The organism is Sinorhizobium garamanticum, assembly GCF_029892065.1.
GTDB lineage: Bacteria > Pseudomonadota > Alphaproteobacteria > Rhizobiales > Rhizobiaceae > Sinorhizobium > Sinorhizobium garamanticum.
The window spans coordinates 739,170-766,098 of the sequence record NZ_CP120374.1 but is presented as its reverse complement, the minus strand read 5'-3'; the positions used below and the strand labels follow the sequence as shown (position 1 = coordinate 766,098).

Genomic DNA, 26,929 nt, shown 5'->3' with positions numbered 1-26,929 from the left:
AACCTTCTTGAGTGATGGTATTTCGAGGTCAGGCAGTGAAGCCGCCGTCGGCGACGATGTCGGCTCCGGTGACGAAGGCCGCCTCGGGGCTCGCGAGATAGGCGACGACGCTCGCGATCTCGTAGTCCCTGCCGTAGCGGCCGATAGCCATGCCGGGACCGACGACCTTCGAAACCGGGCCGCCGTCCGGATTCATGTCGGTGTCGGTCGGGCCGGGATGCACGGTGTTGACGGTGATGCCCTTGGGGCCGAGGTCGCGGACGAGGCTGCGGTTGAAACCCGCGACAGCGCCCTTCGTCAGGGTATAGAGCGACGCCGTCGGGAAGGCAGCGTAACGGAACATCGACGAGCCGATGTGAATGATCCTGCCGCCGGGCTTCATCTTGCGCGCCGCTTCCTGCGTGGCGACGAAGACGCCTGTCACGTTCACGGCGATCATCCGTTCGTAGTCCTCGAACTTGATCTCCTCGATCGGGCCACCGAGGGCGATCCCGGCATTGTTGACCAGAATGTCAAGCGAGCCGAAGGTTTCCTCGACTTTGGCGACGGCGGCGCGAACGGCTGCGGGATCGCCCGCGTCGGCGTGAATGGCGATGGCGCGACCGCCCGCTTCCTCGATCTCCTTGACGACCGCGGCCGCCTTGTCCGGTGAGGCGCTGTAGGTGATGGCGACGGCCGCGCCATCGGCCGCGAGCCGCCTGGCGATGGCCGCGCCGATGGAACGCGAGCCGCCTGTGACCAGTGCCGTCTTGCCGGAGAGTTTTTCGTTCACCTTTGTCATTGCGACAACTCCAAGGTTTCGTGTTTCGATGGAGTGAATATCGCTCGCGGATTGCCTTGTGATTAGTCGGTAATGGCTTTATTGAATTTCAACAGTTCCTTGAAGGTGAGAGTTTGGAGACCCTGGCAAACCTGGAATCCTTCGTCCGCAGCGCGGAACTCGGCGGCTTCTCTACCGCAGCGCGGCGGCTCTCGATGACGCCCGCCGCGGTAAGCCGCAACGTCGCGGTCCTCGAGAACAATCTGGGCGTCCGACTTTTCCACCGAAGCACCCGGAGCCTGACATTGACCGAGGCGGGCGAGCGGTTCCTCCATTCAATCCGGGACAACCTGGCGGCGCTGCAGAGTGCCATCGCCGATGTTTCGGCCGAGCAATCCGCACCATCGGGCACGCTGAAGGTGAGCATGAGTCCGACGTTCGGGATCGGCTACATCCTGCCGCTGCTGCCCGAATTCGCGGAGCGTTATCCGCTGATCCGGCCCGAGTGGATGTTCGAGAACAGGCAGGTCGATCTCATTGCCGAAGGGTACGATGCGGCGATCGGAGGTGGCTTCGAGCTGACATCCGGTGTGATCGCGCGAACGCTCGCGCCGGCTCACATCATCGCCGTGGCTTCGCCCTCCTACATGGAAGGAAAGGTGCCGCCGCACGATCCTGGAGGCATGGCGGTACTAGACGGCATCGTCATGCGGTCGCTGCGCACGGGGAAGATTCGCCAGTGGCAGATGCGGAACGCATCCGGCGAGGAGCAGGCCGTCATCTTCAACGAGCGGGTGGTGGTCAACGACCCGGCGGCGATGTGCAAGGCGGCCCGTCTTGGACTCGGCGTCACGATGATCGCCAAGCCTGACGCGCTGCCCTATCTGGAGCGCGGCGAACTCGTCCGGCTGGTCCCCAGCTGGTACGCGGACGCAGGCCCGATCTCCATCTACTACGCGAGCAGAACCCTGCTGCCATCTAAGACACGGGCCTTCGTGGACTTCGTTGTCGAGGTCTTCCAGCGCGAGAGATGGCCCGAGCGCTTCGCTGGAAGCCTCGGTTAACCGAGGCCACTCGCGAACGAGCGCGTCTCGATTCTCAATGCGCGCCTGGGCTGCAAGCTTTCTGATGCCCAAACCCGTTCACTCCTTTGAGCCTGGCCATCAATAGGTCGGTTGTCCGAACCCACCGCCCCTTTCGATGCGACAGCAGCGGCAAAACGCCTACAGCCGCTCCAGGTTCAACAGCTCGGGACTGCCGCGCCAAGCCTTCGCGCGTTCTGCGGCAGCCTTGCTTTGGGCAGGCGCATTGCCTCTGGCTTTGGCCGCCTGCTCGAGGCCGTAGAGCGCCCAGGCGCTGCCTCGGGCGCGATCAAGTGCGGCATTGAACTCCCTCTCGGCTTCTTCCGGCTGGCCGTCTTTCAAGAGCGCCGCGCCGAGCGACTGCCTAACCGGGTAGTACCAGAAAGGCGGTTCCATGTAGGGGATGGTCTCCTCGGCCTCAGCAGCCTTGCGCCAAAGGTCTATGGCGGCGGTGTTGTCGCCCTCGGCCTGCGCGACGCGCGCCAGAACGACGCCTTGGGCCACCTCGAGAACTGGCCGGACGGGAACACCCCAGGCGTCCAGGTCAGACCAGTTGGTCTCTTGTGCAATGCGCTGAATGGCGTCGGCCTCCCTGCGCGCGCCAGCGGTGTCTGTCCCGGCCAAGGCGACCCCTCTCGCGTAGTGCCATATGGCCTTAACGTAGGGTGGCGCGCCAGCGGGCTCGGGCAAGGCCAGAATCTTCTCCACATCGGCATACTGCGCCCAGGCGAAGTACGGGGCCGCCTTGACGGGCTGCACGAGGGGTATCTCGGCGGCGATCTCGTTACTCAGCCATTTGTCGAGCTTGTCGGCCTCGGCGAGTACGGCCTGCCTATCGCCGATCAACTGCGCCGACACCAGCACGAAGTGCACATTATGGGCGTAGTAGCCGATCGGATACACGCCCATCGCGGTTGTCTGCGAGATATACGCCTCGTCGACCTTGGAGGCTGTTTTGTTGATGGCGAATGAGTCGACGTAGCGGCCGAGGCGATAGTAGATGTGGCTGGGCATGTGGACGATGTGCCCGGCTCCCGGCATCAGGGCGGCGAGCCGATCGGCGTAAGGCTCGGCGCGCTCGGGCCGGTCCGATGCCTCCACGAGATGGATGTAGAGGTGGATCGCCCAGGGGTGGTCAGGGGCCTTGGCGAGGACAGCTTCCAAGCGCTTCTGGACATCGGCCGTCCGTCCTTTGGGCTCTTTGCCGCCCGGCTCCCAATAATCCCAGGGCTGGGTGTCCATTCCCGCTTCGGCGGCCAGCGCAGCCAGTTCGAGATCGTCCGGATACTTGTCCGACAGGGCAGCCGTTGCGTCCGCGAAGGCAGCGTCGAGCTCGGTCCGTTCCGCCGCTGGATCGTCCGAGTAGCGGGTGGCCACCGCCTCGATCAAATCCCTTTCCTTCTCGCTCGCTCCGGAGGCGAGGCTCTGCGCCTTCTTGAGCGCAGCGATAGCTGGCGCTGTTGCCGTCGGGTCCATGGGCACGTTGATATTCGGTCCGAGCACTAGCGCCTCACCGAGGAAGCACATGGCGCAATTCGGATCAAGGCGTTGCGCCATGCGGAAAGCGCGTCTCGCTTCCGCATGGTTGAAATTGACGGCCATCCTGAGACCCTGGTCGAAGTAGCTCTGCGCATCCTTGCTTATGGTGGTGACCCGAGAGGTCAGCGAACCGAGATCGGTCCAGAGAGGCGGGTCTGCCTCCTCGTATGCCCTGATCGCCTCTTGGACTTGGGTAGGAATGGCGGCGACAAGACAATGCGGGGCTGCAGAAATTTCCACGGGAGTGTTGGTTTCAGTCACCCCAAGAGCGCCCGCCGCGGCACCAGCACCCAGGCCAACGAAGACAAGCGCAGGCACCCCTGCAGATTGCAGGAGATCATGAATCTTCATTGAAGCCTCCTCGCATCCTGATACCAGGCAAATCTCTCCCAAGATTGCGCGACCAATATCTGCTCGGAAGGACTGCCCGGCAAATCAATTCCCGAAACAGCGCATCGAGGCGTTCTCTCGATGGTAACCGAATTCTGCTACCGCTTGTGTTCCCCGACGAGTGCGTACCCCGAGTGGGCTCCGCTTTCGACCCATTGGAAACGTTCCGGAGAGGCCTTGCCCGCCTACGTCAAGACCAAAGTTCGTGTGCGCCCATGCCCAATAGCGAACATCTCAGGAAGCAGGCCAAGCTTTACGTGCGATGGCACCGCGAACGGTATTTTCCCGTCGCGGCAACCATCAGGCGATTCCTGCCCCGTTTTCGGGACTCCTTGGCACGTGGGGCGAACTACCGTCTCTTGCGTCGAAGTTCTTCCTGGGTCCGCCATTCCTTGACAAGCTGACGGCGGTAGCGGGAGTAGCGATCGTCCAAGAAGGAGACGTTCGCGATGGATCTGCACGGAAAAGACGATAGTCCTGACGCAACTCGCACCATCCGACAATAAACCGCCGCGACTCGACGAAGCCGAGCATGATCGGCCAGATGGTCCGCTCCGACCCAGCCCCGTTTTGGTCCGTATATGTAATTCGCATTTTGCGTTGCTCGCGCATCGCTCGTCGGACCCGCGCCAAATCCAGCCCCGACGTTTCCTCACGTTTGCGACCGAGATCGCCGCATCCTCGGGCGCGGGCAAAACCAGGTTGCCCTGCCGCGCCATCGTGCGCCACGACGACAGGTGGTTCGGCTTCAGCCCATAACGCTCCGCCACCTTGTTCACCGTCACGCCCGGCCGCAAACTCTCCGACACGATCCGCGCCTTGACCTCCTCCGGCCATTGCCGATGACGTTCACCCGTAGCTTTGGCGGTTGTGAGAACCTCCAACGTAGTCTCCATGGAGGAACTCCCTTCGTTCTTCCATGGAAAGCCGATCACAGATCACGCCAGACAGGGCAACGTGGGGGCTAAACACCGGTTACGTTGCGGTGAACGCGTCTGACCACCGAGCTTCTCGATTAACCGATCCGTCAGCGCCTCCAGACCGTCGGCCTTGTAACGGTTGAAGATCTTGTAGCCGGACTTGCGCGAGATGCCGAACTCCCGGCACACATCGCTCAGGCCTTCGCCCTCCAGCATCCGGGCGACAAAGCGCAGACGTTCCTCCATCACCGAAGTCTCTCTCCACGGCATCAACACCTCCGCCAAAGCGGAAAGTGTTACCCATGTCTCCGGTACAAAACGTCACCTATCTCTCAGGTCTGGCATTTCTAAACAATTGATTTTTCTTTGCGATTTCGCCTCTAATACTCATCATGTTCAAAGTGAGGGGGTAGGATGTTCACGTTCAGTTTCTCCGCCGCCCGTCGCAAGGCGTTTCTTGTCGGCATTACGGGTGTAATGGTTCGCCATAGAATCGCTTCTCCAGCCGAACCGCGCCTTGAGTTCGCTGTTGCTGTTGCCGCTCTCGGCAGCAATTGTGCGCGGGTCTTGCGCAGGCCGTGCGCGCGACCGTCAATACCCGCCTCCGAGCAAACCTCGGGGCGCAACGATCACCAAGCGCAAGACCTCCAGCGGCTCGAGGACAGCGACCGTCAGTAGCCGCGCCGCTTGAATCCACCCGCGCCGCCCCTATATTAATTGATAGGCGACGTTCGAAGCGGTTCCCTTGGATGGAACAGGGCGAGTAAGCCCCAAGCTAAATGAAGAATACGTCGCGATCGGAGCTGCAGGGACCGACACCCTCTGCAGCTCTATTCATCTCTGTAGGACACCTGCAAGCGTCTCCAGCTTCACAGCGAGTGTAGCCGCGTATCCTCTTGTTTGGGAAAGATGACCTTTTCCTTGGACATCCCGTCGCTTAGTGATGCGTTACCCAGCCTGGTCCAGTTGGGTTCGGGAACCTTCACTGTCGCCTACCCAATCTGACTCGATCACGGCCGCTGTCGAGGTTCAGGCCGCACAGACGCCAGCGCGGTCTGAGGTGACGTCGCGCAATCCGGTCTTCAGCATTGAGTTGATCGGATGAGATCAAGCAGCGCTTTAAGCGCCGAAGTCAGCGGCATCACTGCATCACTTCAACACTCGATCATTCTTGCATCTATGGAGTGAAATGTAAGCGGTGTTTTGCGCCCACCTTCCGGATCACGTCGTGATTGACGATGTTGAGCCCGAACGAGGGCTTGGACATATGTCGATTTCACAGCTTACGCTTAAATCTAGCGATGAAGAGCCGGCGCGCCGGTTCGAGGTTTTCACGGGCAGCGGCCGACGGCGCGAGTGGAGCGACGAGCGCAAGGCGCAGATCGTCGCCGAGAGTTATGAGCCGGGTGTGAAGGTCTGTGCCGTGGCTCGGCGTCATGGATTGACCCCGCAGCAATTGTTCACCTGGCGTCGGCTCGCCCGCAAGCCGCTCGAAGCTGTGCCGGTCGTCGAGGACGTTCCGATGTTTGCGCCAGCGGTCCTGGATGTGCCTACGAAGCCTGTGGCGAAAGAGCCGGCGCGTGCATCGAGAAAGAAGTCGAGCAGCGGCGTAATCGAATTGGAGATCGGCGGCGCGATCGTCAGGATCGCATCCGGCGCGGACGCCGCTACGATTGCCGCCGTCATTCAGGCGGTAAAGGCACAGTCGTGATTGGGCCGTCGGGAGCGGTAAAGGTCATGGTCGCCACCCGGCCTGTCGACTTTCGCAAAGGTGCGGAGGGCCTGGCGGCGTTGGTCAAGGCAGAGATGGGTGCTGACCCGTTCTCCGGCACGATCTACGTGTTCCGAGCCAAGCGGACCGACCGGATCAAGCTGGTCTTCTGGGACGGCAGCGGGATGTGCCTGGTGTCCAAGCGGCTTGAGGATGGCGAGTTCCACTGGCCCAAAATGCAGGGCGGTGCGATGCGCCTGACGGCCGCCCAGTTCTCGGCATTGTTCGAGGGGCTGGATTGGAAGCGCGTTCATGCGCTGGTCGAGGCGCGGGTTCCAGAGAAGGCGGGATAGCCGCCGCGACCAATTGAATCAGGCTCACCCACGCCCTCGTTTTGGTCGCCGGAATATGCTGTTGTCGCTCCATGACGATGACCGCCGATGAGCTTCCCGACGACCTGAACGCGCTCAAAGCCATGGTGCTTTCGCGCGAGGCGGAGAACGCTCGGCTGCGCCAGATCATCAAGGAATTGCAGCGCCATCGCTTCGGCCGTCGCGCAGAGACGCTTCCAGAAGATCAGCTTCTCCTGGGGCTCGAAGAAGCTGAACAGGTCGAGGCAGACGGTCTGGAAGGTGAGGAGCAGGCATCGAGCGATCTGCGCCGGGAGCGGACTGCCAAACGGCGGACAAACCGCGGCGCTCTTCCCGCCCATCTGCCGCGCATCGATGTGGTCATCGATATCGAGAGCCATGACTGTCCCTGCTGCGGCAATGACCTACACCGGATCGGCGAAGACGTCAGCGAGAAACTCGACATCGTGCCGGCGCAGTTCCGTGTTCTCGTGGTGCGCCGTCCCAAATATGCCTGCCGTGCTTGTGAGGAAGTCATCGTCCAGGCTCCGGCTCCCGCGCGGCTGATCGAGGGCGGCATTCCGACCGAAGCGACCGTTGCCCAGGTGCTCGTTTCCAAATACGCCGATCACCTGCCTCTTTACAGGCAGGCGCAAATCTACAAGCGCCAGGGGATCGACCTGGACCGCTCGACGCTCGCCGACTGGGTCGGTCGAGCCGCCTGGCATCTGCGCCCGGTTCACCAGAAGCTTCTCGAGCACCTGAAGGCCTCGTCCAAGCTCTTCGCCGACGAGACGACCGCCCCGGTGCTCGATCCGGGTCGGGGAAAGACAAAGACCGGGCAGCTTTGGGCATACGCTCGCGACGACAGGCCATGGCAGGGAGCCGACCCGCCCGGTGTCGTCTATGTCTATGCGCCCGATCGCAAGAGCGAACGGCCGATGGCGCATCTCAATGGCTTCGTCGGCATTCTGCAGGTCGACGGATACGTTGGCTATCGAGCGCTCGCCGCCGGCAACAGTGTGTCTTTGGCATTCTGCTGGAGCCACGTGCGTCGGCGCTTCTATGAACTGGCGGCGGCCGGTCCCGCGCCCATTGCCAGCGAAGCGCTCAGGCGCATCGCCGAACTCTACAAGATCGAGGACGATATCCGCGGTCTCACCCACGAGGAACGTCGCGCCGTTCGGCAGGACAAGAGCCGTCCGATCATCGACAGCCTCGCACCATGGCTGACCGAACAGCTCGCTCTCATCAGCCAGAAGACAAAGCTCGCCGAAGCCATCCGGTACACGCTCTCGCGCTGGGACGGCCTCACCCGCTTCATCGACGACGGCCGCACCGAGATCGATTCCAACACCGTCGAACGCTCTATCAGGCCGATCGCCCTCAATCGGAAGAATGCATTGTTCGCGGGCTCCGATGCCGGCGCGCTGAGCATTGGGCGATCATCGCTTCCCTGATCGAAACCGCCAAGCTCAATGATGTTGAGCCGCTGAGCTACCTTACCGGTGCGCTAACCAAGATTGTGAATGGTCATCCGAACAGCCAGCTTGATGACCTACTGCCATGGGCCTACGCCGCAAGCAAAAGGCCCGCAGCCGTGCGGCATCCCGCCTTGACGGCTGATGCAGATGATTTTCTGACCGGCTAGTCCGGCCGATCATCGCAAAACGCCCAGCAGGGTCTCACGGGGCGACCCGCCTTCTGCATCATGGATTACGAGGGAAACCGTCTCGAAGAGAACTTCGATCATGACGTCATTGAAGGATATCAGCCAAAGTCGTGGATTTAGGACCTTCCACTCGGTTGTTTCCTCCCCGCCTATAACTTCATTGAACACCCATGGATGGACCGGATACCTGCACCCTTTCAGCCCTTCAACGTTCATCGGCGTTATTCGAAAATCGATAACGTCCCGAAATTTGAGCACCACGTTGCCACTTCCCGACTGGGGAGAGGCTTCATAGCAGACGTAGGCGTCCTTACCATCGTAGAGCACTGAGGGGTTGGCGACTGTCCCTAACTCTGGAAATGCCTCTCGGGGCCTTAAGACTTGCATGATTTGATCGCTGCCTGCTTCGGTTGATCAAGGCACCGTTCCGATCATTTAGCCACTTTGTCAACACAGCTAGTCATGAGCCTGATCACCATGGGCCGTGGTCCAAGAACACCGCTTACAGTGAAATTCCGGAATTGCAGGGATGAATTTGGAGACCTCGTCCGGCATTTGTGGAGTGATGCTTGCGTTTCGCGCTGATGGCAAACGCGCCACGCCCACGAGCAAGCCCATCGGTTGCGTATGATCAAGTGTGAGGACGTTATTTGATTTTGTTTCGCAATCGCTGGGTCGCATTGGGAATGGAGGATGTTGCGCGTGGTGGTGCCGCCGCTGCTTCATCGTGGACAAACGAGGCGATGTCGTTGAGAAGCATGAGCTCGATGGCGGCGTATGCGGGATCGCCTGAGAGGTTCACGGTTTCCCGCGGGTCGGTGTGGAGGTCGAATAACTCTCGTTGGCTTGAGCCGTCGCTGGTGTAGAGAGTAAGCTTGAAGCGCTGGTCTCGCGCCATGGTCGCCTGCATCGATGGATCCCAAAAACTGCCGGTGTCGTTTACGCCGGAGTTGCGGTAAGCGCAGATTGCGCTGTTGCGCCTCGTTGCGTTCCGCGATGCCATGGCAACGAGATCCTCGCTTTGCGGGCATGATTGCGTGCTGAGTCCGGCTGCCGCGAGACAGGTGGCAGCAACGTCGCGGCCCTGTGCAAGCGCGGTGCATCGGGTGCCGGCCGCGATGCGGTTTGGCCATCGCAGTAGCAATGGTACCCCGACCGTAGGCTCGTAGAGTGCCACTCCCTTGACGAAGAGCCCATGGTCGCCAAGTTGGTCGCCGTGATCGGACATGAAGATGACAAGCGTGTCGTTCGTTAGCCCCGCATCGTCCAGCGCCCTTAGAACGCGACCGATCTGCTCATCGAGGAACGCAATCGAGACGGCATAGCCGATGCGGATCTTGCGGATTTCTTCTGGCGAGAAATCCGTAAAGCGCCCGAGATAGGAACCTTGCCGCTCCCGCTGGACGCATTCAGGTTGCACCGCGCGCGAGGGGATCGGATCTGGAATCTTCGCTGCATCTATTCGATTCCTGAACGTGGATGGGTAATCCTCATAGGGATCATGGGGATCGAAAAGGCTCATCAGGCAGAAGAACGGCTGCCGTTCTGCTTTCATCGACTGAATGAAAGCGATGGTGCGATCGGCCGCCCACTTGCTCATGTGGACGGCTTCCGGGTGGTGAAGCTCGCCGCGGCCGTTGCGCTGAAGGGCAGCGAGGAAGTCCGGTGCGGTTTCGCGAAGCCAAGCGGTATAGCCGTTGAACGGGCTCTGCATCGCGACCGACGGTTCCAGGCACCATTCATAGATATCAAAACCGTCGTGCGGGTGCCGCTCGTGCTCTTCCTTAAGACGGCTGCTGACGTGGAGTTTGCCAAAAAGCGCGGTTCGGTACCCGGCTTCCTGTCGCAGTCGTTCCGTGAAAAGCACTTCGTCCGGGGGCAGATTGTCATGCACCCGCTCAACCCCGTGGAGCGGCACAGGCTTGCCTGTAAGAATGCTGGCGCGCGAAGGGGTGCAGACGGGGTTGTCGACGGTGCAGTACTCAAAGACCGCTCCGGCATTGCCCAACTGGTCGAGGTTAGGCGTGGGAATCCAGTCGCAGCCGTAGACGCCAAGCGTATCCCGACGTTGCTGGTCTGTCATGATCATCAAAATGTTCGGCGGCGTCATGATACTTACCTCCACGATTACAGCATGATTTCGGGGAGGGCGGCTTTTGCTTTCTCCCGCAGTCCCGATACGATCTGGGGACCGAGCCAGCGATACGGCCGGCGCAACCGGGTACCGATGTCGGCCCATCCCCCGATTGCGGCAAGCAGCTTGTCCAGTGCAGCATTCGAATAACCGTGCACTTTGGCGAGAGGTGTGATGTGGACTTCGAGGAAAGTGCGCAGGCGTTGCTCCACCTCGAGCGCCTGCTCGATGTCGCTGGCCATCGATGCGGTCCAGAGCTGTGCTCCCGATGGGTTCAGGCAGGCGACGTTAGAGAATGCCCCGACCGCGACGTCTTGTTTAACACCCGTCGCAAGGTGGTGCCCGGGGACATAGATTCCCCACGCGCCGAGGTGCTGACGGGCTTGCTCGTACCAGCTCAGATCTCCGTCTGCGAGCTTGACGCCGACGACCTCGGGCACCCGTGTGAGGATCGCGGCCAGTTCGGCCGGAGCAAAGACGCGCTTTGCATGCGGCGGCTGGTAGAGAACCAGCGGTGTCGAACCGGCCGCCTCCGCAGCCATTCCAAGGAAATCCGTCGCCTCCGCGGTTGTAACCGGCCACCAGTCCGGAAGGATCACCTGGATTGCCTCCGGTTCGAGTCTTGCCGCCCGGCGCACGCGTTCCACGGATATCCGGGGATCCGGTTGGCAGGCGCCGATGATGAAAGGCATCGCCGCAGCCTTACAGCGATCTGCCAGCAGTTGCTGAATGGAGTCGAACTCCTCCTCTGTCTGATTGTGGAATTCACCGGCAGTGCCATTGGAGTAGATACCGTCCACGCCGGCTGCGATCAGGTGATCAATTTCGTCCGCGAGGCGCGCGAGATCGATCGAATCGTCGTCATTTATCGGCAAGAGCAGCGTCGCCCAATTTCCGCGAATGCGGCCCCAGCGACCATCTCGTCGTTCGAACTTTGCGGCTGCCACGCCTCACCTCCCTTTGCGGCCTCGGGATTCAGCTGAGCTTCCGGCAGCGCCGACGGCAGAATCCACTCGCTACTCATTTATCGACTTGCAAGATATCCTACAAGTCGATATACCTCAACTGTGTTGGAGGTCGAACTGACAGGGAGCAATTCTTGGCCAAGCCGATAAAACCATTGGCACGTCCGCCGCTTCTGCATGTCAGCGTGCAGGAGAGCCTGCGCAGCTATATCGAGGATAATAACCTTGCGGCTGGCGCGGCCCTGCCGCCGGAGACTTTCCTGGCGCAGCAATTGGGGGTCGGACGCAACTCGGTGCGCGAGGCGATCAAGGCGCTGGAATCGGTCGGCATCCTCGAGACGCGACGTGGCATCGGGGTCTTCGTCAAGGAATTCTCATTTGCGCCATTGCTGGACAATCTTGCCTATGGTCTGCAGCCTTCGCTGCGCGACGTCGAGGAGTTGCAGGAGATCCGTCGCGTATTGGAAACCGGCCTTATCGACAGAACCATCGAGATGATCGGCGAGGAGGATATTGCCGAGCTTCGGAATGTTGCCGATCGCATGCGCCAGCGCGCCGAGCGCGGCGAGAGCTTTGCCGAGGAAGACCAGCAATTTCACCAGCTTCTGTTCCGCTGCCAGAACAACAAGATGCTGAGCACGCTGATCGATATCTTCTGGTCTGCTTTCTACAAGGCTTCCGGCATCGCAAATCTGACCAACCCGAATCCTCTGGCCACCTGGCGCGATCACCACGAGATTGCCGAAGCCGTCGCGGCCAGAGATGTCGAGGCTGCGCGCAGACGTCTTGGCGAACACTATTCCGGGATCAGGAGGGTGATCGCGATGAACCGGCCCGAGGAGGGGGTCGAGCCGGTCCAGCAGTAAACTGAATACAAGAGGAGGAGAGCATGCATCGACGGAATTTCGGCCGCCTTCTGGCGGCGGCAGCCTTTGCTTTTGCCAGCGCCACGGCGATGGTATCCACGCCGGCTCTGGCGCAGGAGGAAAAGACCATTGTCGGCGGCTTCGACGTAGGCCCGGGCGGGTTCCCGGGCAACTTCAACCCGCAGACCGCGACCGCCGGCTTTACCTGGCTCAATACATATTTCGAGCCGCTGGTCATCTACGCATCCGATCTATCAAAGCTCGTCGGCGCGCTCGCATCCGAGTTCACCGTGAGCGACGACAGTCTTTCCTATACCTTCAAGCTGGTCGACACGAAGTGGCATGACGGAGAGCCCTTCACCTCGGCGGACGTCAAGTTCACACTGGAACTCGCCAAGAACGCCGACAGCGGCAGTATATTCGCCGCGCGGCTCGCGGACATCGCGTCGATCGAGACTCCTGACGAGCACACGGCAGTCGTCAAGCTCAACAAGCCCAACTCGGCCTTCCTGTCCGTCTTGGCGCAGGTCATGATGCTGCCGGAGCATGCGCTGTCGTCCATCGACATCAAGGAAATCGCCAAGAGCCCGTGGTGGTCGACAAAGCCGGTCGGCACAGGTCCGTTCAAGTTCGTGAAGTACGTCAGCGATCAGTATGTCGAGATGGCTGCCTATGACGACTATCGGGGCGGCAAGCCGAAGGTGGATCGCTTGATCAACCGGTATTTCGCCAACCCCGCTGCAGCCGTCTCGGCACTCTCGGCGGGAGAGATCCAGTTCACCTTCACCGAGCCTGATGACGCCAAGACCTTCAAGGACAATGACAACTTCCGGATCATCGAAGGCGACTCCTATGTCGTGAACTATATCGGCTTCAATCACAGGGCCGGAATTTGGAACGACCTTCGCGTGCGGCAGGCGGTCATGCACGCCATCGATCGAAACGCGATCATCTCAAGCCTGTTTGGCGGTGCGGCAAAGCTCGCCAACTGCGGCTATGTCGCGCCGCGGCTCGTTCCGAACGGCCTCGACGACTATGCCTACGACCCGCAGAAGGCGAAGGAGCTGCTTGAGGAGGCGGGCTGGGACAAGATCAACGGCGACAGGCCGATCCCGTGGCTTACCTACTATAACACGCCGCAGGTAGCCAACGTCATGGCGGCGATCCAGGCCATGCTCGCGCAGGTTGGCATCAACGTGGTGCCGCGCGCCCTCGATGTCCCGAGCTACAACGGCATCGTCCGAAGTGAGAAGTGGCCGGAGTTCCCGCTGGTCTATGCCGGCCTGCAGAACGGACCCAACCCGGCTTCGCTCAACGTCGGGCTCAACGCCGCGCAGATACCGCCCGCCGGCAACAACATCATGCGTGTCGAGATGCCTCGGCTCACCGAGGCATTGAACACGGCGATGGCGGAAACCGATCCGGCCAAGGCGGACACCAAGTGGCAGCAGGTCTGCAAGGAAATGAACGCTGAGCTTCCCTGGAGCCCGATGTGGGTCGCGAGCCGCTACGGGGTCGCGTCCAGCAAGCTCAAGGACTTCATCTGGACGCCCGCTCCGGGCGGCGGTCCATTCGTCTCCCACCCCGAGAAGTGGGATATCGCTCCGTAATGGGGGCTGGGGCGAGGGGCGGTCGGACGGTCAAGTCCGGCCGCATCCCCTGCTGCATGTTTCCTTAAATCGTAGCCGATTTAAGGACAAAAACATGCAGCAATTCAAAGTGCTACAGCGTCCTTTACGCGTCTGATAAGACGCGCGGCGCTGTAGGGACCCTGTTGGTGAAACATGCTGCAATATGTCCTCCGCCGCACGGTCGTCGGCCTGCTCATGCTCCTGGCTCTGACCGTACTCATCTTCACGCTGCTGCGGCTCACGCCCGGCGACCCTATCGATGCCTACATCAACCCGTCGGTCCCGATGTCAGCCTCGGACCTTGTGGCGCTGCGCACGCGCCTCGGCCTCGATCTGCCGCTGCCGGTGCAGTATTTCGCTTGGCTTGGTGCGGCCTTGACGGGAGACTTCGGCTATTCGATTCAGCGTGGCGGCGAACCGGTGCTGCCGCTCGTCCTCGGTCGCATCGGACCGACGATCCTGCTGATGTTCAGCGGGCTTGCCATCTCCGTCGTCGTGGGAATCGCAGCCGGCATTCTTGCCGCGGTCCGGCGCAACCAGTTCGCCGATCTCTCGCTGTCAACGGCGGCCTTCGTCGGCATTTCGAGCCCGGCCTTCCTGACTGCCCTGTTGGGGTTGTATGTGTTTGCGGTCGTCTTGCGGTGGGTGCCGGCCGGCGGCATGCTGACACCGGGTGCTCCCTTTTCCGTCGGTGACCTGCTGGCGCATCTCATCCTGCCGGCGGCCCTGCTATCGATCGGCCATGGCGCGCTGATCATGCGCTACATGCGCTCCTCCCTGCTCGAGGTGCTGTCGCAGGATTATGTGCGGACGGCGCGCGCCAAAGGCGTTCGCGAGTTCTGGGTTATCGTTAAACATGCCGTGCGCAATGCCCTGCTGCCGGTGATCACGGTGATTGGATCCACGATCGGTATAGCCATCGGCGGCGCCATCTTTATAGAGAGCGTGTTCGACTGGCCGGGAATGGGCCTGTTGATGATCAACGCTGTGGTCCGGCGCGACTATCCGGTCATCATGTGTGCGACGCTGCTCACCGGCGCCTGCGTCATCCTCGTTAACCTGCTGACCGACATCGCTTACGCCGCTGTCGATCCGCGCATCAAGGTGTCGTAGGATGACCAGCCTGGCAAAGACGCGTTCGGCCGGCCCCATCCGTCGCGCGATGTCGCGCTTTCTTAACAATGGTGCGGCCGTGGCCGGTTCGGCAATCCTGATTCCGATCCTGCTGCTCACCCTAACCTATGATCTGTGGTGGCCTTACAAGCCCAATGACATCGACCTCTTGGCGATGAACCAGGGGCCGTCGTCAGCCCACTGGCTTGGAAGCGACGGCGTGGGGCGGGATATCATGGCGCGGCTCATGCAGGGCGGCCGGATCTCGCTGCTCGTGGCGACAGCGTCAATGGCGATTTCCACGTTCATCGGCTTCTTCATCGGCGCCGTCGCCGGCTTCGGAGGGCGGCTCGTTGACGGTGCTACAATGCGGTTCGTGGACCTTGCCATGACCTTGCCGCCGATCATTTTCCTCCTGGTCCTCGCCTCGATCGTCGGTAGCGGCATCATGCCGACGATCCTCGTGATTTCGCTGCTGTCGTGGCCGGTGCTCTCGCGCATGGTCCGGGCCCGGCTCTTAGAGCTGCGCGAGCGGGATTTCGTCGTGGCATCGCGCGGTATGGGCGCCGGCCTGTGGCACCTGCTGGTTCGCCATGCCCTGCCCAATACGATCGATATTCTCGTGGTCTATGCCACCCTGCAGGTGGCGAGCGGTATCCTGCTGGAGGCAGGCCTTTCCTTCCTCGGCCTCGGTGTCACGCCACCGGAAGCGAGCTGGGGCAACATGTTGAACGCCGCCCGCGCGACGCATGTCCTCGAAAATTATCCCTGGCAATGGATGTTCCCCGGTGCGGCGCTCGTCGTGACCGTCCTTGCCATCAACTTCGTGGGCGATGGGCTTCGCGATGCCTTCGACCCGCGCTCCGAACTCAAGTGAAAGGTCTGAAATGCCTCTCTTTACCGGCGTCATCCCTCCTGTCGTCACCCCGCTCACCACGACCTTCGAAGTGGATTATCCTTCGTTCACGCGTGTCATCGACCATCTCATCGACGGTGGCGTGCACGGCCTGTTCGTGCTCGGCTCGACCAGCGAGGTCGTGTTCCACGACGAAGCCACAAGGCGGCGCATCATCGAACACGCACTCGAGCAGGTGCGCGGTCGCGTGCCGATCCTGGTCGGCGTGATCGACCCCACGACAGAGCGCGTGATTGCCCATGCACGGGCGGCGCAGTCGGCAGGTGCCGACGCGGTCGTCGTGACCGCCCCTTTCTACACGCGTACCAATCAGTCCGAGACCATCGACCACTTCCGCTACATAAGGCAGGCGGTCGACATACCGGTGATCGCCTACGACATACCGATCTGCGTCGGCACAAAGCTCGAGCGCAAAACCACCGTTACCCTCGCGCGCGAAGGCACCGTTGTCGGTCTCAAGGATTCAAGCGGTGACGATGGCAATCTTCGCTACGTCATGGCCGACACTGCCGATCTCGCCGACTTCTTCGTCATGACCGGATCCGAAATCGTCGCCGACAGCGTCGTGAACATGGGCGCGCATGGCATCGTGCCCGGCCTCGGCAATGTCGATCCACACGGCTATGTGCGCCTGTGGAATTTGTGCCAGGCGGGCGATTTCGCGGCCGCACGCCAGGAACAGGAGAGGCTTTGCCGGCTTTTCGAGATGGTCTGGGTCAGCCTGCCGCGGACCAGTGCAGGTTCTGCAGGTGTGGGTGCCTTCAAGACCGCCATGCGCCGGCTCGGCGTCATCGACACCAACGTCATGGCCCGCCCGCAACGATCCCTCAATGACGAAGAGGCAGCGACCATCGATCGCATCCTGCGTCAAACCGGCCTCTTGGACTGATGATGAGCAGAGAGCCGATCCTCGAGATTTCGGGACTGACCACGGTTTTTCATATCGCCGATCGCGAGATCGTCGCCGTCCGCGACCTCAATCTCACCGTGGCGACGGGAGAAACCGTGGCACTCGTCGGCGAGTCCGGCTCTGGAAAATCGGTGACGAGCCTGTCGATCATGGGTCTCCTGCCGCGTGGCGTCGGCCGTATCGCCGCGGGAACGCTTCGCCTTAGACGCAAGACGGGCGAGGTCGTTGAACTGCAGAGCATCGGCGGCGAGGCGTTGCGCCGGGTCCGAGGCAACGATATCGGGATGGTCTTTCAGGAACCACTGACCAGCCTCAATCCGGTCTATACTGTCGGTGAGCAGATTGCAGAGCCGATCCGCATTCACCTCGGCAAGTCCCGCCGCGAGGCTCTGGCCGATGCCATCCAGCGGCTGGAGGATGTCGGCATTCCCGATCCGCGCCGGCGTGCCGGACAATATCCGCACGAATTGTCGGGCGGCATGCGGCAGCGGGCAACCATCGCCATGGCTCTGGCATGCAACCCGACGCTGCTGATCGCCGACGAGCCGACAACGGCCCTCGATGTCACCATCCAGGCGCAGATCCTTGACCTGCTCGGCCATCTGCAACGGGAACGCGGCATGGGCATGCTGTTCGTCACCCACAACCTCGGGGTCGTTGCGGAGATCGCCGATCGCGTGGCAGTCATGTATGCCGGCTCGGTCGTCGAGACGGGTAGCGTGGCGCGGGTCTTCGCCCATCCGCGCCACCCCTACACCAAGGGACTGATGCGCTCTGTGCCGCGGCTTGGAACAGCCACGCGTCTCAAGGAGGCGGGTACGCCGCTGCCGACCATCGCCGGATCGGTTCCAAGTCTCATGAACCTGCCTGAGGGCTGTCCGTTCGCGCCGCGCTGCCCCTATCGGATCGAGGCCTGCTCTGAGGCTTACCCGCCGCTCGTCGAAACCAGCGACGGCCAGTTCAGTCGCTGCATTCGCTGGCAGGAGATCTGAACGATGTCAGATGAATTGCTCCTTGAGGTCAGCGGGCTGACCAAAGATTTCGCCCCGGTGGCATTCGGGCGCGGACCGGTCGTCCGTGCCGTACAGGACGTCTCGTTCAACATCAAACGCGGGGAGGTTGTTGGCCTTGTCGGGGAGTCGGGCAGCGGCAAGACGACCATCGGCCGCATGGTCGCGCAGTTGGTCCCGCCGACCTCCGGCAGCATTCGTTTCGACGGTGTCGAAACGACGAGCCTTAGCCGCCGCGAACTTCGCCACTTGCATGCGCGCGTCCAGTATATCTTCCAGGATCCCTTTGCGAGCCTCTCGCCGCGCATGACCATCGGTGAAATTCTCACGGAAGGGCTGGATATCCAGCGTATCGGCAGCAAATCCGAGCGGATCGCGAAGGCCGCCAAGGCCCTTGCGTCGGTGGACCTGCCGCCCGACGCGATCTCCCGCTATGCGCACGAGTTTTCCGGCGGGCAGCGCCAGCGCATCGGCATCGCACGGGCGCTGACGCTTGCGCCCGAGCTGATCGTTGCCGACGAACCGGTATCGGCGCTCGACGTCTCGATCCAGGCGCAGATCGTCAACCTCCTGCGCGACCTGCAGATGCGCCTGGGCCTTACCATGCTGTTCATCGCGCATGATCTTGCGGTGGTCGAATATGTCGCCGATACCGTCATCGTGCTCTATCTCGGGCGGATCATGGAAATGGCGCCCAGCCGGAAGCTCTATGCCAGCCCGCAGCATCCCTATACGCGCGCGCTTCTCTCGGCCGTTCCGTCACCCGATCCTTCGCAACGGCCCAACCGGCAGATCCTTAAGGGTGACATACCAAGCCCGGCGAATCCTCCCAGCGGCTGCGTCTTCCGCACCCGCTGCCCGGTCGCGATCGAGGCGTGCGCCAGCATAGTACCGCCCCTGCGAGAAACGGCGAAAGGACACTTCAAGGCCTGCATCCGTGACGACCTCGACTGATCCAAAAGAAATAGGGAGGCATCTCAACCATGAAGAACCTGCTCTTCATCGGCGTCGATCAGCTTCGATGGGACTGCCTCGGGCCGTGCAAGGCGGTGCCGGTTAAGACCCCGAACCTCGATCGTTTGATCGAGAACGGCGTGAGCTTCGATCGGGCCTATTGCACCTCGCCGCTCTGTACGCCGTCGCGCGCCTCGATGCTTACCGGCGATTATGCCTTCACCCACGGCATGGGCACCAATTGCGACATGTATCATGCGCTCGCCCGCGAGCTGACGCGGCCGGAGCGCTTGCTGCACAATGATCTTCGTCGCGCCGGCTATCGCTGTGGCTTTGTCGGCAAATGGCACGTTGGCGTGGAGAAAGGCCCGGGTGACTACGGTTTCGAGGGCGACGCACCGGCCGGCTACGGCAATATCGTCAAGACCAAGGCTTTTCAGGATTATCTCTCGTCGACCGGTTTGAGCTACAGCATCGAACCCGAGCTTTACTTCAACCCCGACCAGCAGACCATGGCGGCGGGCCGATGGCGCGGCCCGCAGGCGTCTACGCCCTGCCATTTCCTGACTGACCAGATCATCGGCATGCTGCAGGGGCTGGCAGGTGGAAGCGCACCTTTCTTCGCCACGGTGCAATATTGGGATCCGCATGGGCCACACCTGATCTCGGACGAATTCTACGGCGTCACCGACCGTACGAAGATTACGCCCTGGAACAATTTCTCGGACGATCTTTCAGGCAAGCCGCGGCGCGTTAAGCGCGAGCGGGATGATTTCTATCGCAACCATCCGAGGACCGAGGAGGAGCTCGTCGCGTATATCGGCTACTACTGCGATCATGTGGCCATGCTTGACTGCGAGATCGGCCGGCTGCTTGACTATGTCGATCAGAGCGGCCTGGCAGAAAATACGCTTGTGGTCTTCACGTCGGACCATGGCGACATGACCGGCGCGCACGGCGGGCTCATCGACAAAGGCTTGCCCTATAGCGAAGCCATGCGGGTGCCGCTGATCTTCAGCCATCCATCGTTGCAGAGCGGCAGGCGGGACGCACTGGCGCTCAATATGGACATCCTGCCGACGGCCTTATCCTTGCTTGGCGTCAGTTACGCGCCCAGGCAGGCGGAGGATCTCTCAGCGCAGGTACTTGGGACAAGCCAGCAGGGCAGGGACTATCTGCTTGCCGAGTATCACGGCCTGCGCTTCCTTTATTCCCAGCGCATACTCGTGTCGCGCGACAACTTCAAATACATCTTCTCGCCGGGCGACATGGATGAACTCTACGATCTCGACAGCGATCCGGGCGAGATGCGCAACCTCGCAGCCGAGGCCGACTATGCGGATGTACTCTCACGCATGCGATCCGCATTGATCGACGAGACGGCCAGGTACCTGGACCCGCTCCGCGATTGCGTCGCGAAATTCAATGGCCAATGGCGGACGCATTCGGGCCAGTTCGATGTCACCAGCGCCTATCTGACCGAGGCCGCTCCCCGCGGCGGGCAACGGACCTGCCCGGATTGAGGTGACCAGAGAGATGGCCGGGTACACGCCTTCGCGTTAAGAAAATACCGGCGAGGAAATCCGCACGTCCGGCGGAAACTTCCGTGCAAAACGCTGCCGGAATGGTTCTCATCCCTGCAGACCCGTTCCGCTTGGGCCACGACAAGGCCGGCGCCAACCCTTATAGGCAGGCCTGCGAGCGCGGCGTGAAGCGGATCGCCGCGACGACGCATCATGTTATGTCGCCGCCAATCCCGACGAGGGTCCGATCATCGAGCAGGACATCGCCGGCATCACCCTTGCGGAAACCGCCGAGGACCATGTCTCGAACGGCTGCGACGTCGGAAATGGGCGTGCATGGCGCGGGCCAGCACGTGGTTTTTGAAAATCACAACAAGGCGGCGGGTATCCGGTTTGTTCTTCAACCGCAGAAAGAGATGCGCGCGACCGGCCGGTATGGCAGACACGCCCTCCGGAGTACGCTTCGACAAGAAATCCGCCAGGTGCGCAAAGATAGTGCATGTGCCCCGTTTGGTGACAATTCGCATTTTTCCTTGATGTCCATGCTTACATTCATCCGCGGCAGTTGAGCTGCCTCTATCATTCTAAGGCTGGAGATGGGTGAGACACTCTCGTGACCCACCAGCCACCAAGGGGTCCCAGCCCCTCAACATATTCGACGCGGCCTGCCCTACGTTTCGTTTCGCAGCGTCCTTCGGGAAATCGTGAAGACAGTCATGCCGCCGAAGAAGACCAGGGCAGAGCACACGGCGAGGTAGGGGAGGTCCAGACCTATCGCTCTATACTCTGGGTAGAAGCCAGTGCGGAAAAGCATAATCACGTGGCAAAGGGGATTGCTCAGAAGAACGTCCCTGTACGGATGAGGCATGTCGTCTGGTAGGAAGAACACACCACACAAGAGGAACATTGGTCTCGTGAGAATACCGTATATTTGCTCATAAAGGGCGTATTTTACGAACATGACGCTGTTGAACAATCCGACGCCAAGCGCCAGTGATCCTGCGTATAGTTCAGCTTCGAGCAATCTCGGCCAATTGAGTTCAGGGCTATGCGGTAATGTTAAAAATATCGCGGCAAATACAATTACTGAGACAAGTGTCGTCGTCAGCGTCTGCAAGATGTATCGCGCAGTGATCGCATCGATCGGCGCCACGTTCGGGTAGCTGAGTAGAGGCTTGTTGGCCCGCACGGCTGAGCTCAGATACATGACCTTTGCCTGATACATCTGGTATCCAAGATAGCCTGTAGCGAAGAAAAGAACAAAACTGGTGCCTAGTGCGGGGGTATGCGCAATGGCACCGAAGATGACCGTCATCATCGCGATGTAGCCAATAGGCTCCAGCAGGGCCCAGAGATATCCGCCAGGCTTGCTGCCGAACTTTGTAGACATTTCGCGAACGATCATCGCGGAGACTACGCGAAGATGGGTCTTGGCCACTGTCATCGTCTTTGCACTCCGGATGGTTTCGCGCCTGTTTACCCTTAACATCCCGCTGCGTGCAAGCCTCGGCATTATCCTCGGCAATAAAGGTGATCTATGAACAAAACTGCGTCCGTCGGCGCGGCGGTCCTGCTTCAAATCCGGGCGGAAAGTCGAGCAAGGCGAACTCGTGTCGACGGTCGAACTGCGCATTCCAAAGCTCAGGAAGGGCTCCTACTTCCCGTCGTTCCTGGAGCCGTGGCGGGATGGCCGAGAAGGCGTTGACCGCGGTCATCCAGGAAGCCTACGTGCGGTGCATCTCGACCCGCTCGGCCGACGACCTGGTGAAGGCCATGGGCAGAGCGGTATCCCCAAGAGCCAGGTCAGCCGGCTGTGCGAGGGGCTAAGCAGGCTGTGCCCCGAGACTTTTGCTCATGGCCTCCGAAACTCCCTCAACTCCGTGCGATAGGATGTGGTTCAGGCAGTCGGCAAAGACGGCGGGGGGCATCGGCGCATGTCCTTCGCCCCAACGCCTGAAATAGAAGTCAATGCCGTGATGGCTGGCATCTCGCGGGCCTCCCCATCCGCCTAGCGCCTTCAGAAGCGGGTAGGCGTGCCGCTCAAGGTGGTGGGTGTCGTCGTTGTTCTGGAAGTAGACCGCGCGCCTGAGAGGGTTTATTGCCAAGTGCGGTGGAAGCGACACGATCCGATCGCCGAGGGGCGAGCGCATGTCTTCACCTTCGGACCAGCCGAAGCAGCTTGAAAGATAGGTCTGAACGTGCCGGATGTAGTATCGCAGGACGTCAGTCTGCGGGTTCACCACCATGACCGTGCTCGGGATCACGGAGCCGTAGTAGAGGGCAGCAAATCCGCCAGCGCTGCCACCGGCCAGGACAATGTCTGTAGCGTCTAGCTGCGAGGCTACATGGTTGATGATCTGCGGCATAATTTGCTGCGTGTTGATGTCTCGTGTCCCGACATGCCAGCCTATGCTAACATCCTCGCCGAATTGATGGGCGATATCATCGATCAGCAGAACGTTAGAATTCAGCACATCGGATATTTTGACGCCATGAAAGAATGGTGCGCGCCTATCTGGCGCGCGTGTCGCCGCGGCGCTGAAGATAACGACCAGCCTGTGTGTTTCTGTCTTTCTTTTAACGCGCAGGTAGAGGTTAGCTTCGCCGTAGGGGATGAAGGAAACTCCATCGGGTACGGGTGAGGTCAGGAAGTCTGCAAGGCTCATTCTCCGCCGCTCTCCGGGGCCGTGGTCAAGGTGACCTCAATCCAGTTGTATCCGTCTTCGAATCCATCATGGCTGCGGACTGATATTTGACTGGGGCCATGCTGCTCGATCACCTTGAGGCTGCTTCTTTCGAAATCGCATCGCTCTCGGCGAGGTCGTCAATGAATTCAACGTGCTTGCCATGCCGATTTCTCCAAAGACTATCGTTTCGTGATTATGCCTTCCCAGAAGGTCGTCCGATACTTGCGCTTCAGCGTGGTCCAGTCTGCAGACTTGACGTCCTGTCGAAGCTCGAAGAAATATGCCTGAAGGGCGCGATCGATAAAGAGCGCCTGATGGCCTTCGTACCTCTGCTTCTCTCGTTCTGCCGTTATCTCTCTTATCCCCTGGCCGAGCTTGCGGCGGGTCCAGGCATCATCCACATCTTGGATGGCGTCGAACAACTCGACATTGAACCCGTATTTCTCGAAGAGGGCGGCGAAATACTCCCAGCGTCGGTAGTAGACGTGGAAGGGGGTTTTTACGAAGTGAGACCAGTAGTCCGGCGCCAGAAGGGAGATACCGAAAACCTTCTTGTGGCCCTCTGATAGCACGAAGCGAGGTGCCAAACCGTTCGGCACAGCAAAGAACAGCTTGCCGCCCGGGGCCATCAGGGAGGAGATGTTTTCCAGAAGGCCAGCGGTGTCAAAAATGTGCTCGAACACATCGTTGACGATCACAAGGTCAAACGGGCCGTGTGGCTGGAGACGACTGCGCGCTGCGCGCGTCGAGGCGTCGCAGAGATACAGTGTTGGGGAGCATTCTCCTCTCGCGTTTTCCTCTGCAAGCTTCAGCCACTTTTCGTCAATGTCGATGCCGACAGCCGTAGCGCCGGCATGCATCATCTCGATCGTGTTGCCGCCGTAGGCGCAGCCGACATCGAGAACCTTTGCGCCTTTGATCTTGATGCCGTGGTTTGATAGGCGCTCGACCAAGGATCGGCCGCGTTCCCGGTTGGTGATCGCGAACTTGTACCGCTCTCTATGATCCGCCAGCAGGATTTCCTTGTTTGGCAACCCCACCTTGGCGGCATAACCGTCTAGAAATTGCTCGTAACTCATACGCTCTACCTCCGCAGTGTGTCGGTGTTTAATGAACGACAACTGTGAAGGCAATCCCGCCCATTAAGTGTCTAAGTCAGCAGCCGCCTTGATCGTCGCCAGGCAGAGCGCCGTCGCAGCGTTGAATGCTTTTGCAGGCTCACCGTCTCCAACCTGTGCCTGTGCGTATCCATTATGAAAGCTGAACCCACCAGCGCCGTTGGGGAATGCGATATCAAAAAGAGATTTGGCGGCATCAAGGTTTGATGTGAATGGTGGGACGATCCCGACCGCTTCGCCGTTTCGATCATACCAAGTAACCTTGATTTGCGCCGGCGTTGCGCCTCCAGCCGGGAGCGTTACCGTCTCTCGACGATACTTGAACAACAAGGCAATGGCCTGATCGATAGGCCGACTCGGCTCTTTCAGCGCTGCCAACTCTTCAATGATTTCCTGCCGCGTCATCTATCCTGACCGTTCGTCAATCTCAGGGGCGGCGACCCTAGCCCATCGCAGACTTCAAACACAACAACAAGGTGAAACACATGGTCCAGGAAACTCTTCACATCGCCTTCGAACAATGAAAATTTTGGACGTCGGGGGCCAGCGTTTTCCCAAAGTGATTGACATCGCAGAATACAGGTGACCCGCCCAGTAGCTGTCGCTCCGGCTCATCTGGTGAGCGTGTAAAGTCGATAGAACCGGCCCAAGTTCGACTGCAACGCGTAGGGCTCATCTTCGATTTGCCAACCTGGGAGATGCTGACGGGTGAGTCGATGATAGTCCCATGAATAGGAGTATGGCGTTGTGTCGATCAGTTCGCCAGTGGTGATGTTGACGTTTCGCTCCACTTTGCCTTCTTCGCCGAGCCATGGCTCGAGGAGCAAAAGCTTTCGCCGAGTGATCCGTGCGAGTTCCGTTAGTATCTCGCCTGGCGTGGCCACGTGGTCGATAACAGATACGGTGAAGGTGACGTCGAATGTCAGATCTGGAAAGATCTTCAGCAATCTCTCATCACCCGCTGCCAGTCGCAGCCCAGATTGCTCACCGTGACGTACTGCGGCTGCATTGACGTCTACTCCACAGGCGAACACAGACGAGTTTCTTTCTCGAATGGCAGCAAGATTTTTGCCGGCGTTACAACCGAACTCAAAAACGCTGCTCGGTGAAAAGGAGAGAATGCGGCTCGCCATGAAGGTCGACCAAGGTTTCGGCCGTGCATAACCCGCGAAATTATCAAGGCCCGACCAATAATCGCGCGCAGCTTCTTGCTCCGGCAGCGGATCTTGAACTTTGCTGATCTCGAAATCGGCCACTCATATCTCCTTCATTGGGTCGCAACGCTATGGTTTGCCCGGAATCGGGCGCGCAATACAAATTTCATTCGGCGCTTCTGTCTTAAGCGCATTGTTCCTTGCCTAATTCGACGATCTTTCTGGCGATATATTGATAGTAGGGCGCAGTGTAGTGGAAAGGCGACTCGCCCCATATATGCTTTGGATCTCCTAACAATTGACCGTCATATCGAATGAAATTTTCCTTCGGAAGGAACCTCCTCAAACTGTTGTAATATTGGCTGAGTCGTTCGTTATTCCGGCGGATATTCACTAGGTCGTCGTACAACTTTGTCCCGTCGTCCGCGGCGTGGCGTTCAGCCCAGTATGCTTCATTGACGAGGACTCTGGTTTTCCCTCCACAAAGTCGACCGAGAATAAGTTCAGCACACTGCGAGAAATACTTGCCGAAGTCCTCGTCGCGCCTGAAAAGCCTACCTTTCCGCCTGATCTCGGCCCCCAGGCGTTCCTTGGCGATTCGTGCGGAAAGAGTCACAAGCGTGCCGGAATACTCATAAACTTGGAATCGTTCGTCGATTAGATCGATGACGACAATGTCGGGGTTGCTTTGGATCAGGCTCTCAATACCCGTCTTTTCCAGATCATGCCTGATCATCCGTCGTTCAAACGCTCCGATAGAATCGGGAAGTTCTTCCTCAATCCGATATGGCTTTTTTTGTGCCGCACTTACGACGGAGGAACGAGCGATATACGATACGAGTTCAATTGATGGCGGCAGATGCGCGACAACGTCGCGCGTAACGCAACTTCCAAAAATGGCTAGCTTCAAGGCGGACCTCACAACGCAACAGCGAGCTAATCAAGATGATGCCGGCGTGTTGTCGCCATAGCTCATGCATGCACCTCAGCAATCTGAAGGTGTTTAATCATTGGAAGATTTGGAACGCAATCCTTCGTTCCTCGTGCGTTTCGCCTGATCCACAAAACCCGCCACCGCGGGAATCACGTGTCGGAGCCTATTAGGTGTGGCTGACAGTTGTTATTCGAGGCTGCGCTGACGTCTTGCTCCAGGCTCGACGCTCAGCCGTCACTGTCCTCAGAAGATTGGATTCTTAAGGCTGCAATGCACAGCGCAATGGCTGGGTTGGCGCCAGAGCAATACGGCCCGTCGCCAAGTTTTGCGTAGCCTCCGCTATCGTCCCAACTGACACCGCCAGCATTTCCAGGCGCAGTAGTCTGAGCAAATGAGTGTGCGTCTTCAAGCGAGGCAGTGTACAGTGGTACGCGACCGGGATCTTGGCCACCGGGGAGTAGCCAGAGAACGCGCCTAGTTTGTTCCCCAGAATTTGGGTCCCTGACGTTTTCGACCTTCCGCTTGTAGCCAAGCAAGATCGCCAAAGCTAGGTCTAACGCGCGGCTTGGTTCCTTCGCCTCCTCAAGGTC

Annotated in this window: 23 protein-coding genes and 6 pseudogenes; 15 read left to right on the top strand and 14 right to left on the bottom strand. The window is 60.0% G+C overall.

Going from position 1 to position 26,929, the window contains the following annotated elements; translation table 11 throughout:
* Positions 1–28: 28 nt before the first annotated feature.
* Positions 29–781: a 3-oxoacyl-ACP reductase family protein gene (locus PZN02_RS23565; RefSeq protein ID WP_280663057.1), complete on the bottom strand. Its 753-nt coding sequence runs from the start codon at positions 779–781 to the stop codon at positions 29–31.
* Positions 782–894: 113 nt separating this feature from the next.
* On the opposite strand from PZN02_RS23565, the gene PZN02_RS23560 reads away from it, so the two are divergent.
* Complete coding sequence (locus PZN02_RS23560) at positions 895–1,824, top strand: LysR family transcriptional regulator (protein WP_280663056.1); 930 nt, start codon at positions 895–897, stop codon at positions 1,822–1,824.
* A gap of 159 nt (positions 1,825–1,983) precedes the next feature.
* Here PZN02_RS23560 and PZN02_RS23555 read toward each other — a convergent pair whose 3' ends face one another.
* Positions 1,984–3,732 (bottom strand): tetratricopeptide repeat protein, encoded by a 1,749-nt coding sequence (locus PZN02_RS23555; RefSeq protein WP_280663055.1) that lies wholly within the window; start codon positions 3,730–3,732, stop codon positions 1,984–1,986.
* A gap of 254 nt (positions 3,733–3,986) precedes the next feature.
* Between PZN02_RS23555 and PZN02_RS23550 the strand changes: the two are divergent.
* Positions 3,987–4,112 (top strand): annotated as a pseudogene (locus tag PZN02_RS23550) (VOC family protein); the annotation flags it as partial.
* Here PZN02_RS23550 and PZN02_RS23545 read toward each other — a convergent pair.
* From PZN02_RS23545 to PZN02_RS23535, 3 genes and pseudogenes are all read right to left on the bottom strand, one after another.
* Positions 4,072–4,365, bottom strand: a complete 294-nt coding sequence (locus PZN02_RS23545) for a helix-turn-helix transcriptional regulator (protein ID WP_280663246.1) — start codon at positions 4,363–4,365, stop codon at positions 4,072–4,074. The pseudogene PZN02_RS23550 and the gene PZN02_RS23545 overlap by 41 nt on opposite strands.
* Before the next feature lie 149 nt (positions 4,366–4,514).
* Positions 4,515–4,667: pseudogene (locus PZN02_RS23540) on the bottom strand (transposase); the annotation flags it as partial.
* Between the two features lie 123 nt (positions 4,668–4,790).
* Positions 4,791–4,961 (bottom strand): annotated as a pseudogene (locus tag PZN02_RS23535) (helix-turn-helix domain-containing protein); the annotation flags it as partial.
* A gap of 958 nt (positions 4,962–5,919) precedes the next feature.
* On the opposite strand from PZN02_RS23535, the gene tnpA reads away from it, so the two are divergent.
* From tnpA to tnpC, 3 genes and pseudogenes are all read left to right on the top strand, one after another.
* A complete protein-coding gene (tnpA, locus tag PZN02_RS23530) occupies positions 5,920–6,402 on the top strand; it encodes an IS66-like element accessory protein TnpA (RefSeq protein ID WP_223843413.1) in 483 nt (160 codons plus the stop codon).
* On the top strand, positions 6,399–6,755 hold the full coding sequence (tnpB, locus tag PZN02_RS23525) for an IS66 family insertion sequence element accessory protein TnpB (RefSeq protein WP_280661920.1): 357 nt from the start codon (positions 6,399–6,401) through the stop codon (positions 6,753–6,755). The genes tnpA and tnpB overlap by 4 nt, the downstream gene beginning before the upstream one ends.
* A gap of 71 nt (positions 6,756–6,826) precedes the next feature.
* Positions 6,827–8,403: pseudogene (tnpC, locus tag PZN02_RS23520) on the top strand (IS66 family transposase).
* 9 nt (positions 8,404–8,412) lie between these two features.
* Here tnpC and PZN02_RS23515 read toward each other — a convergent pair.
* From PZN02_RS23515 to PZN02_RS23505, 3 genes are all read right to left on the bottom strand, one after another.
* Positions 8,413–8,811 (bottom strand): hypothetical protein, encoded by a 399-nt coding sequence (locus PZN02_RS23515; protein ID WP_280661921.1) that lies wholly within the window; start codon positions 8,809–8,811, stop codon positions 8,413–8,415.
* A 259-nt stretch (positions 8,812–9,070) separates the two neighbouring features.
* Entirely contained in the window at positions 9,071–10,534 is a 1,464-nt protein-coding gene (locus tag PZN02_RS23510) for a sulfatase family protein (RefSeq protein ID WP_280663054.1), read from the bottom strand.
* A gap of 17 nt (positions 10,535–10,551) precedes the next feature.
* Complete coding sequence (locus tag PZN02_RS23505) at positions 10,552–11,505, bottom strand: dihydrodipicolinate synthase family protein (RefSeq protein WP_280663053.1); 954 nt, start codon at positions 11,503–11,505, stop codon at positions 10,552–10,554.
* A gap of 152 nt (positions 11,506–11,657) precedes the next feature.
* On the opposite strand from PZN02_RS23505, the gene PZN02_RS23500 reads away from it, so the two are divergent.
* From PZN02_RS23500 to purU, 9 genes and pseudogenes are all read left to right on the top strand, one after another.
* Entirely contained in the window at positions 11,658–12,389 is a 732-nt protein-coding gene (locus PZN02_RS23500; RefSeq protein WP_280663052.1) for a FadR/GntR family transcriptional regulator, read from the top strand.
* Between the two features lie 23 nt (positions 12,390–12,412).
* A complete protein-coding gene (locus PZN02_RS23495) occupies positions 12,413–13,999 on the top strand; it encodes an ABC transporter substrate-binding protein (RefSeq protein WP_280663051.1) in 1,587 nt (528 codons plus the stop codon).
* Positions 14,000–14,173: 174 nt separating this feature from the next.
* Complete coding sequence (locus tag PZN02_RS23490; protein ID WP_280663050.1) at positions 14,174–15,133, top strand: ABC transporter permease; 960 nt, start codon at positions 14,174–14,176, stop codon at positions 15,131–15,133.
* A gap of 1 nt (position 15,134) precedes the next feature.
* Complete coding sequence (locus tag PZN02_RS23485; protein WP_280663049.1) at positions 15,135–16,010, top strand: ABC transporter permease; 876 nt, start codon at positions 15,135–15,137, stop codon at positions 16,008–16,010.
* A 10-nt stretch (positions 16,011–16,020) separates the two neighbouring features.
* Positions 16,021–16,938 carry a dihydrodipicolinate synthase family protein gene (locus PZN02_RS23480; protein ID WP_280663048.1) on the top strand — a complete coding sequence of 306 codons (918 nt, stop codon included), beginning with the start codon at positions 16,021–16,023 and terminating at the stop codon, positions 16,936–16,938.
* Positions 16,939–16,940: 2 nt separating this feature from the next.
* Positions 16,941–17,951 carry an ABC transporter ATP-binding protein gene (locus PZN02_RS23475; protein ID WP_280663245.1) on the top strand — a complete coding sequence of 337 codons (1,011 nt, stop codon included), beginning with the start codon at positions 16,941–16,943 and terminating at the stop codon, positions 17,949–17,951.
* Between the two features lie 3 nt (positions 17,952–17,954).
* On the top strand, positions 17,955–18,923 hold the full coding sequence (locus PZN02_RS23470) for an ABC transporter ATP-binding protein (protein ID WP_280663047.1): 969 nt from the start codon (positions 17,955–17,957) through the stop codon (positions 18,921–18,923).
* Between the two features lie 29 nt (positions 18,924–18,952).
* A complete protein-coding gene (locus PZN02_RS23465) occupies positions 18,953–20,446 on the top strand; it encodes a sulfatase-like hydrolase/transferase (protein ID WP_280663046.1) in 1,494 nt (497 codons plus the stop codon).
* A 149-nt stretch (positions 20,447–20,595) separates the two neighbouring features.
* Positions 20,596–20,768 (top strand): annotated as a pseudogene (gene purU / locus PZN02_RS23460) (formyltetrahydrofolate deformylase); the annotation flags it as partial.
* A gap of 348 nt (positions 20,769–21,116) precedes the next feature.
* On the opposite strand, the gene PZN02_RS23455 reads toward purU, so the two are convergent.
* Positions 21,117–21,890: an ABC transporter permease gene (locus tag PZN02_RS23455; protein WP_280663045.1), complete on the bottom strand. Its 774-nt coding sequence runs from the start codon at positions 21,888–21,890 to the stop codon at positions 21,117–21,119.
* Between the two features lie 172 nt (positions 21,891–22,062).
* On the opposite strand from PZN02_RS23455, the pseudogene PZN02_RS23450 reads away from it, so the two are divergent.
* Positions 22,063–22,266 (top strand): annotated as a pseudogene (locus PZN02_RS23450) (transposase); the annotation flags it as partial.
* A gap of 3 nt (positions 22,267–22,269) precedes the next feature.
* On the opposite strand, the gene PZN02_RS23445 reads toward PZN02_RS23450, so the two are convergent.
* The 5 genes from PZN02_RS23445 to PZN02_RS23425 all read right to left on the bottom strand — a co-directional run bounded on the left by PZN02_RS23445 (position 22,270) and on the right by PZN02_RS23425 (position 26,315).
* Positions 22,270–23,112: a hypothetical protein gene (locus PZN02_RS23445; protein WP_280663044.1), complete on the bottom strand. Its 843-nt coding sequence runs from the start codon at positions 23,110–23,112 to the stop codon at positions 22,270–22,272.
* Between the two features lie 200 nt (positions 23,113–23,312).
* On the bottom strand, positions 23,313–24,266 hold the full coding sequence (locus tag PZN02_RS23440) for a class I SAM-dependent methyltransferase (RefSeq protein WP_280663043.1): 954 nt from the start codon (positions 24,264–24,266) through the stop codon (positions 23,313–23,315).
* 9 nt (positions 24,267–24,275) lie between these two features.
* Positions 24,276–24,656, bottom strand: coding sequence for a hypothetical protein (locus PZN02_RS23435; protein ID WP_280663042.1), 381 nt, complete (start codon positions 24,654–24,656; stop codon positions 24,276–24,278).
* 206 nt (positions 24,657–24,862) lie between these two features.
* A complete protein-coding gene (locus tag PZN02_RS23430) occupies positions 24,863–25,507 on the bottom strand; it encodes a class I SAM-dependent methyltransferase (protein WP_280663041.1) in 645 nt (214 codons plus the stop codon).
* A gap of 82 nt (positions 25,508–25,589) precedes the next feature.
* Positions 25,590–26,315, bottom strand: a complete 726-nt coding sequence (locus PZN02_RS23425; protein ID WP_280663040.1) for a DUF6270 domain-containing protein — start codon at positions 26,313–26,315, stop codon at positions 25,590–25,592.
* Positions 26,316–26,929: the final 614 nt, after the last annotated feature.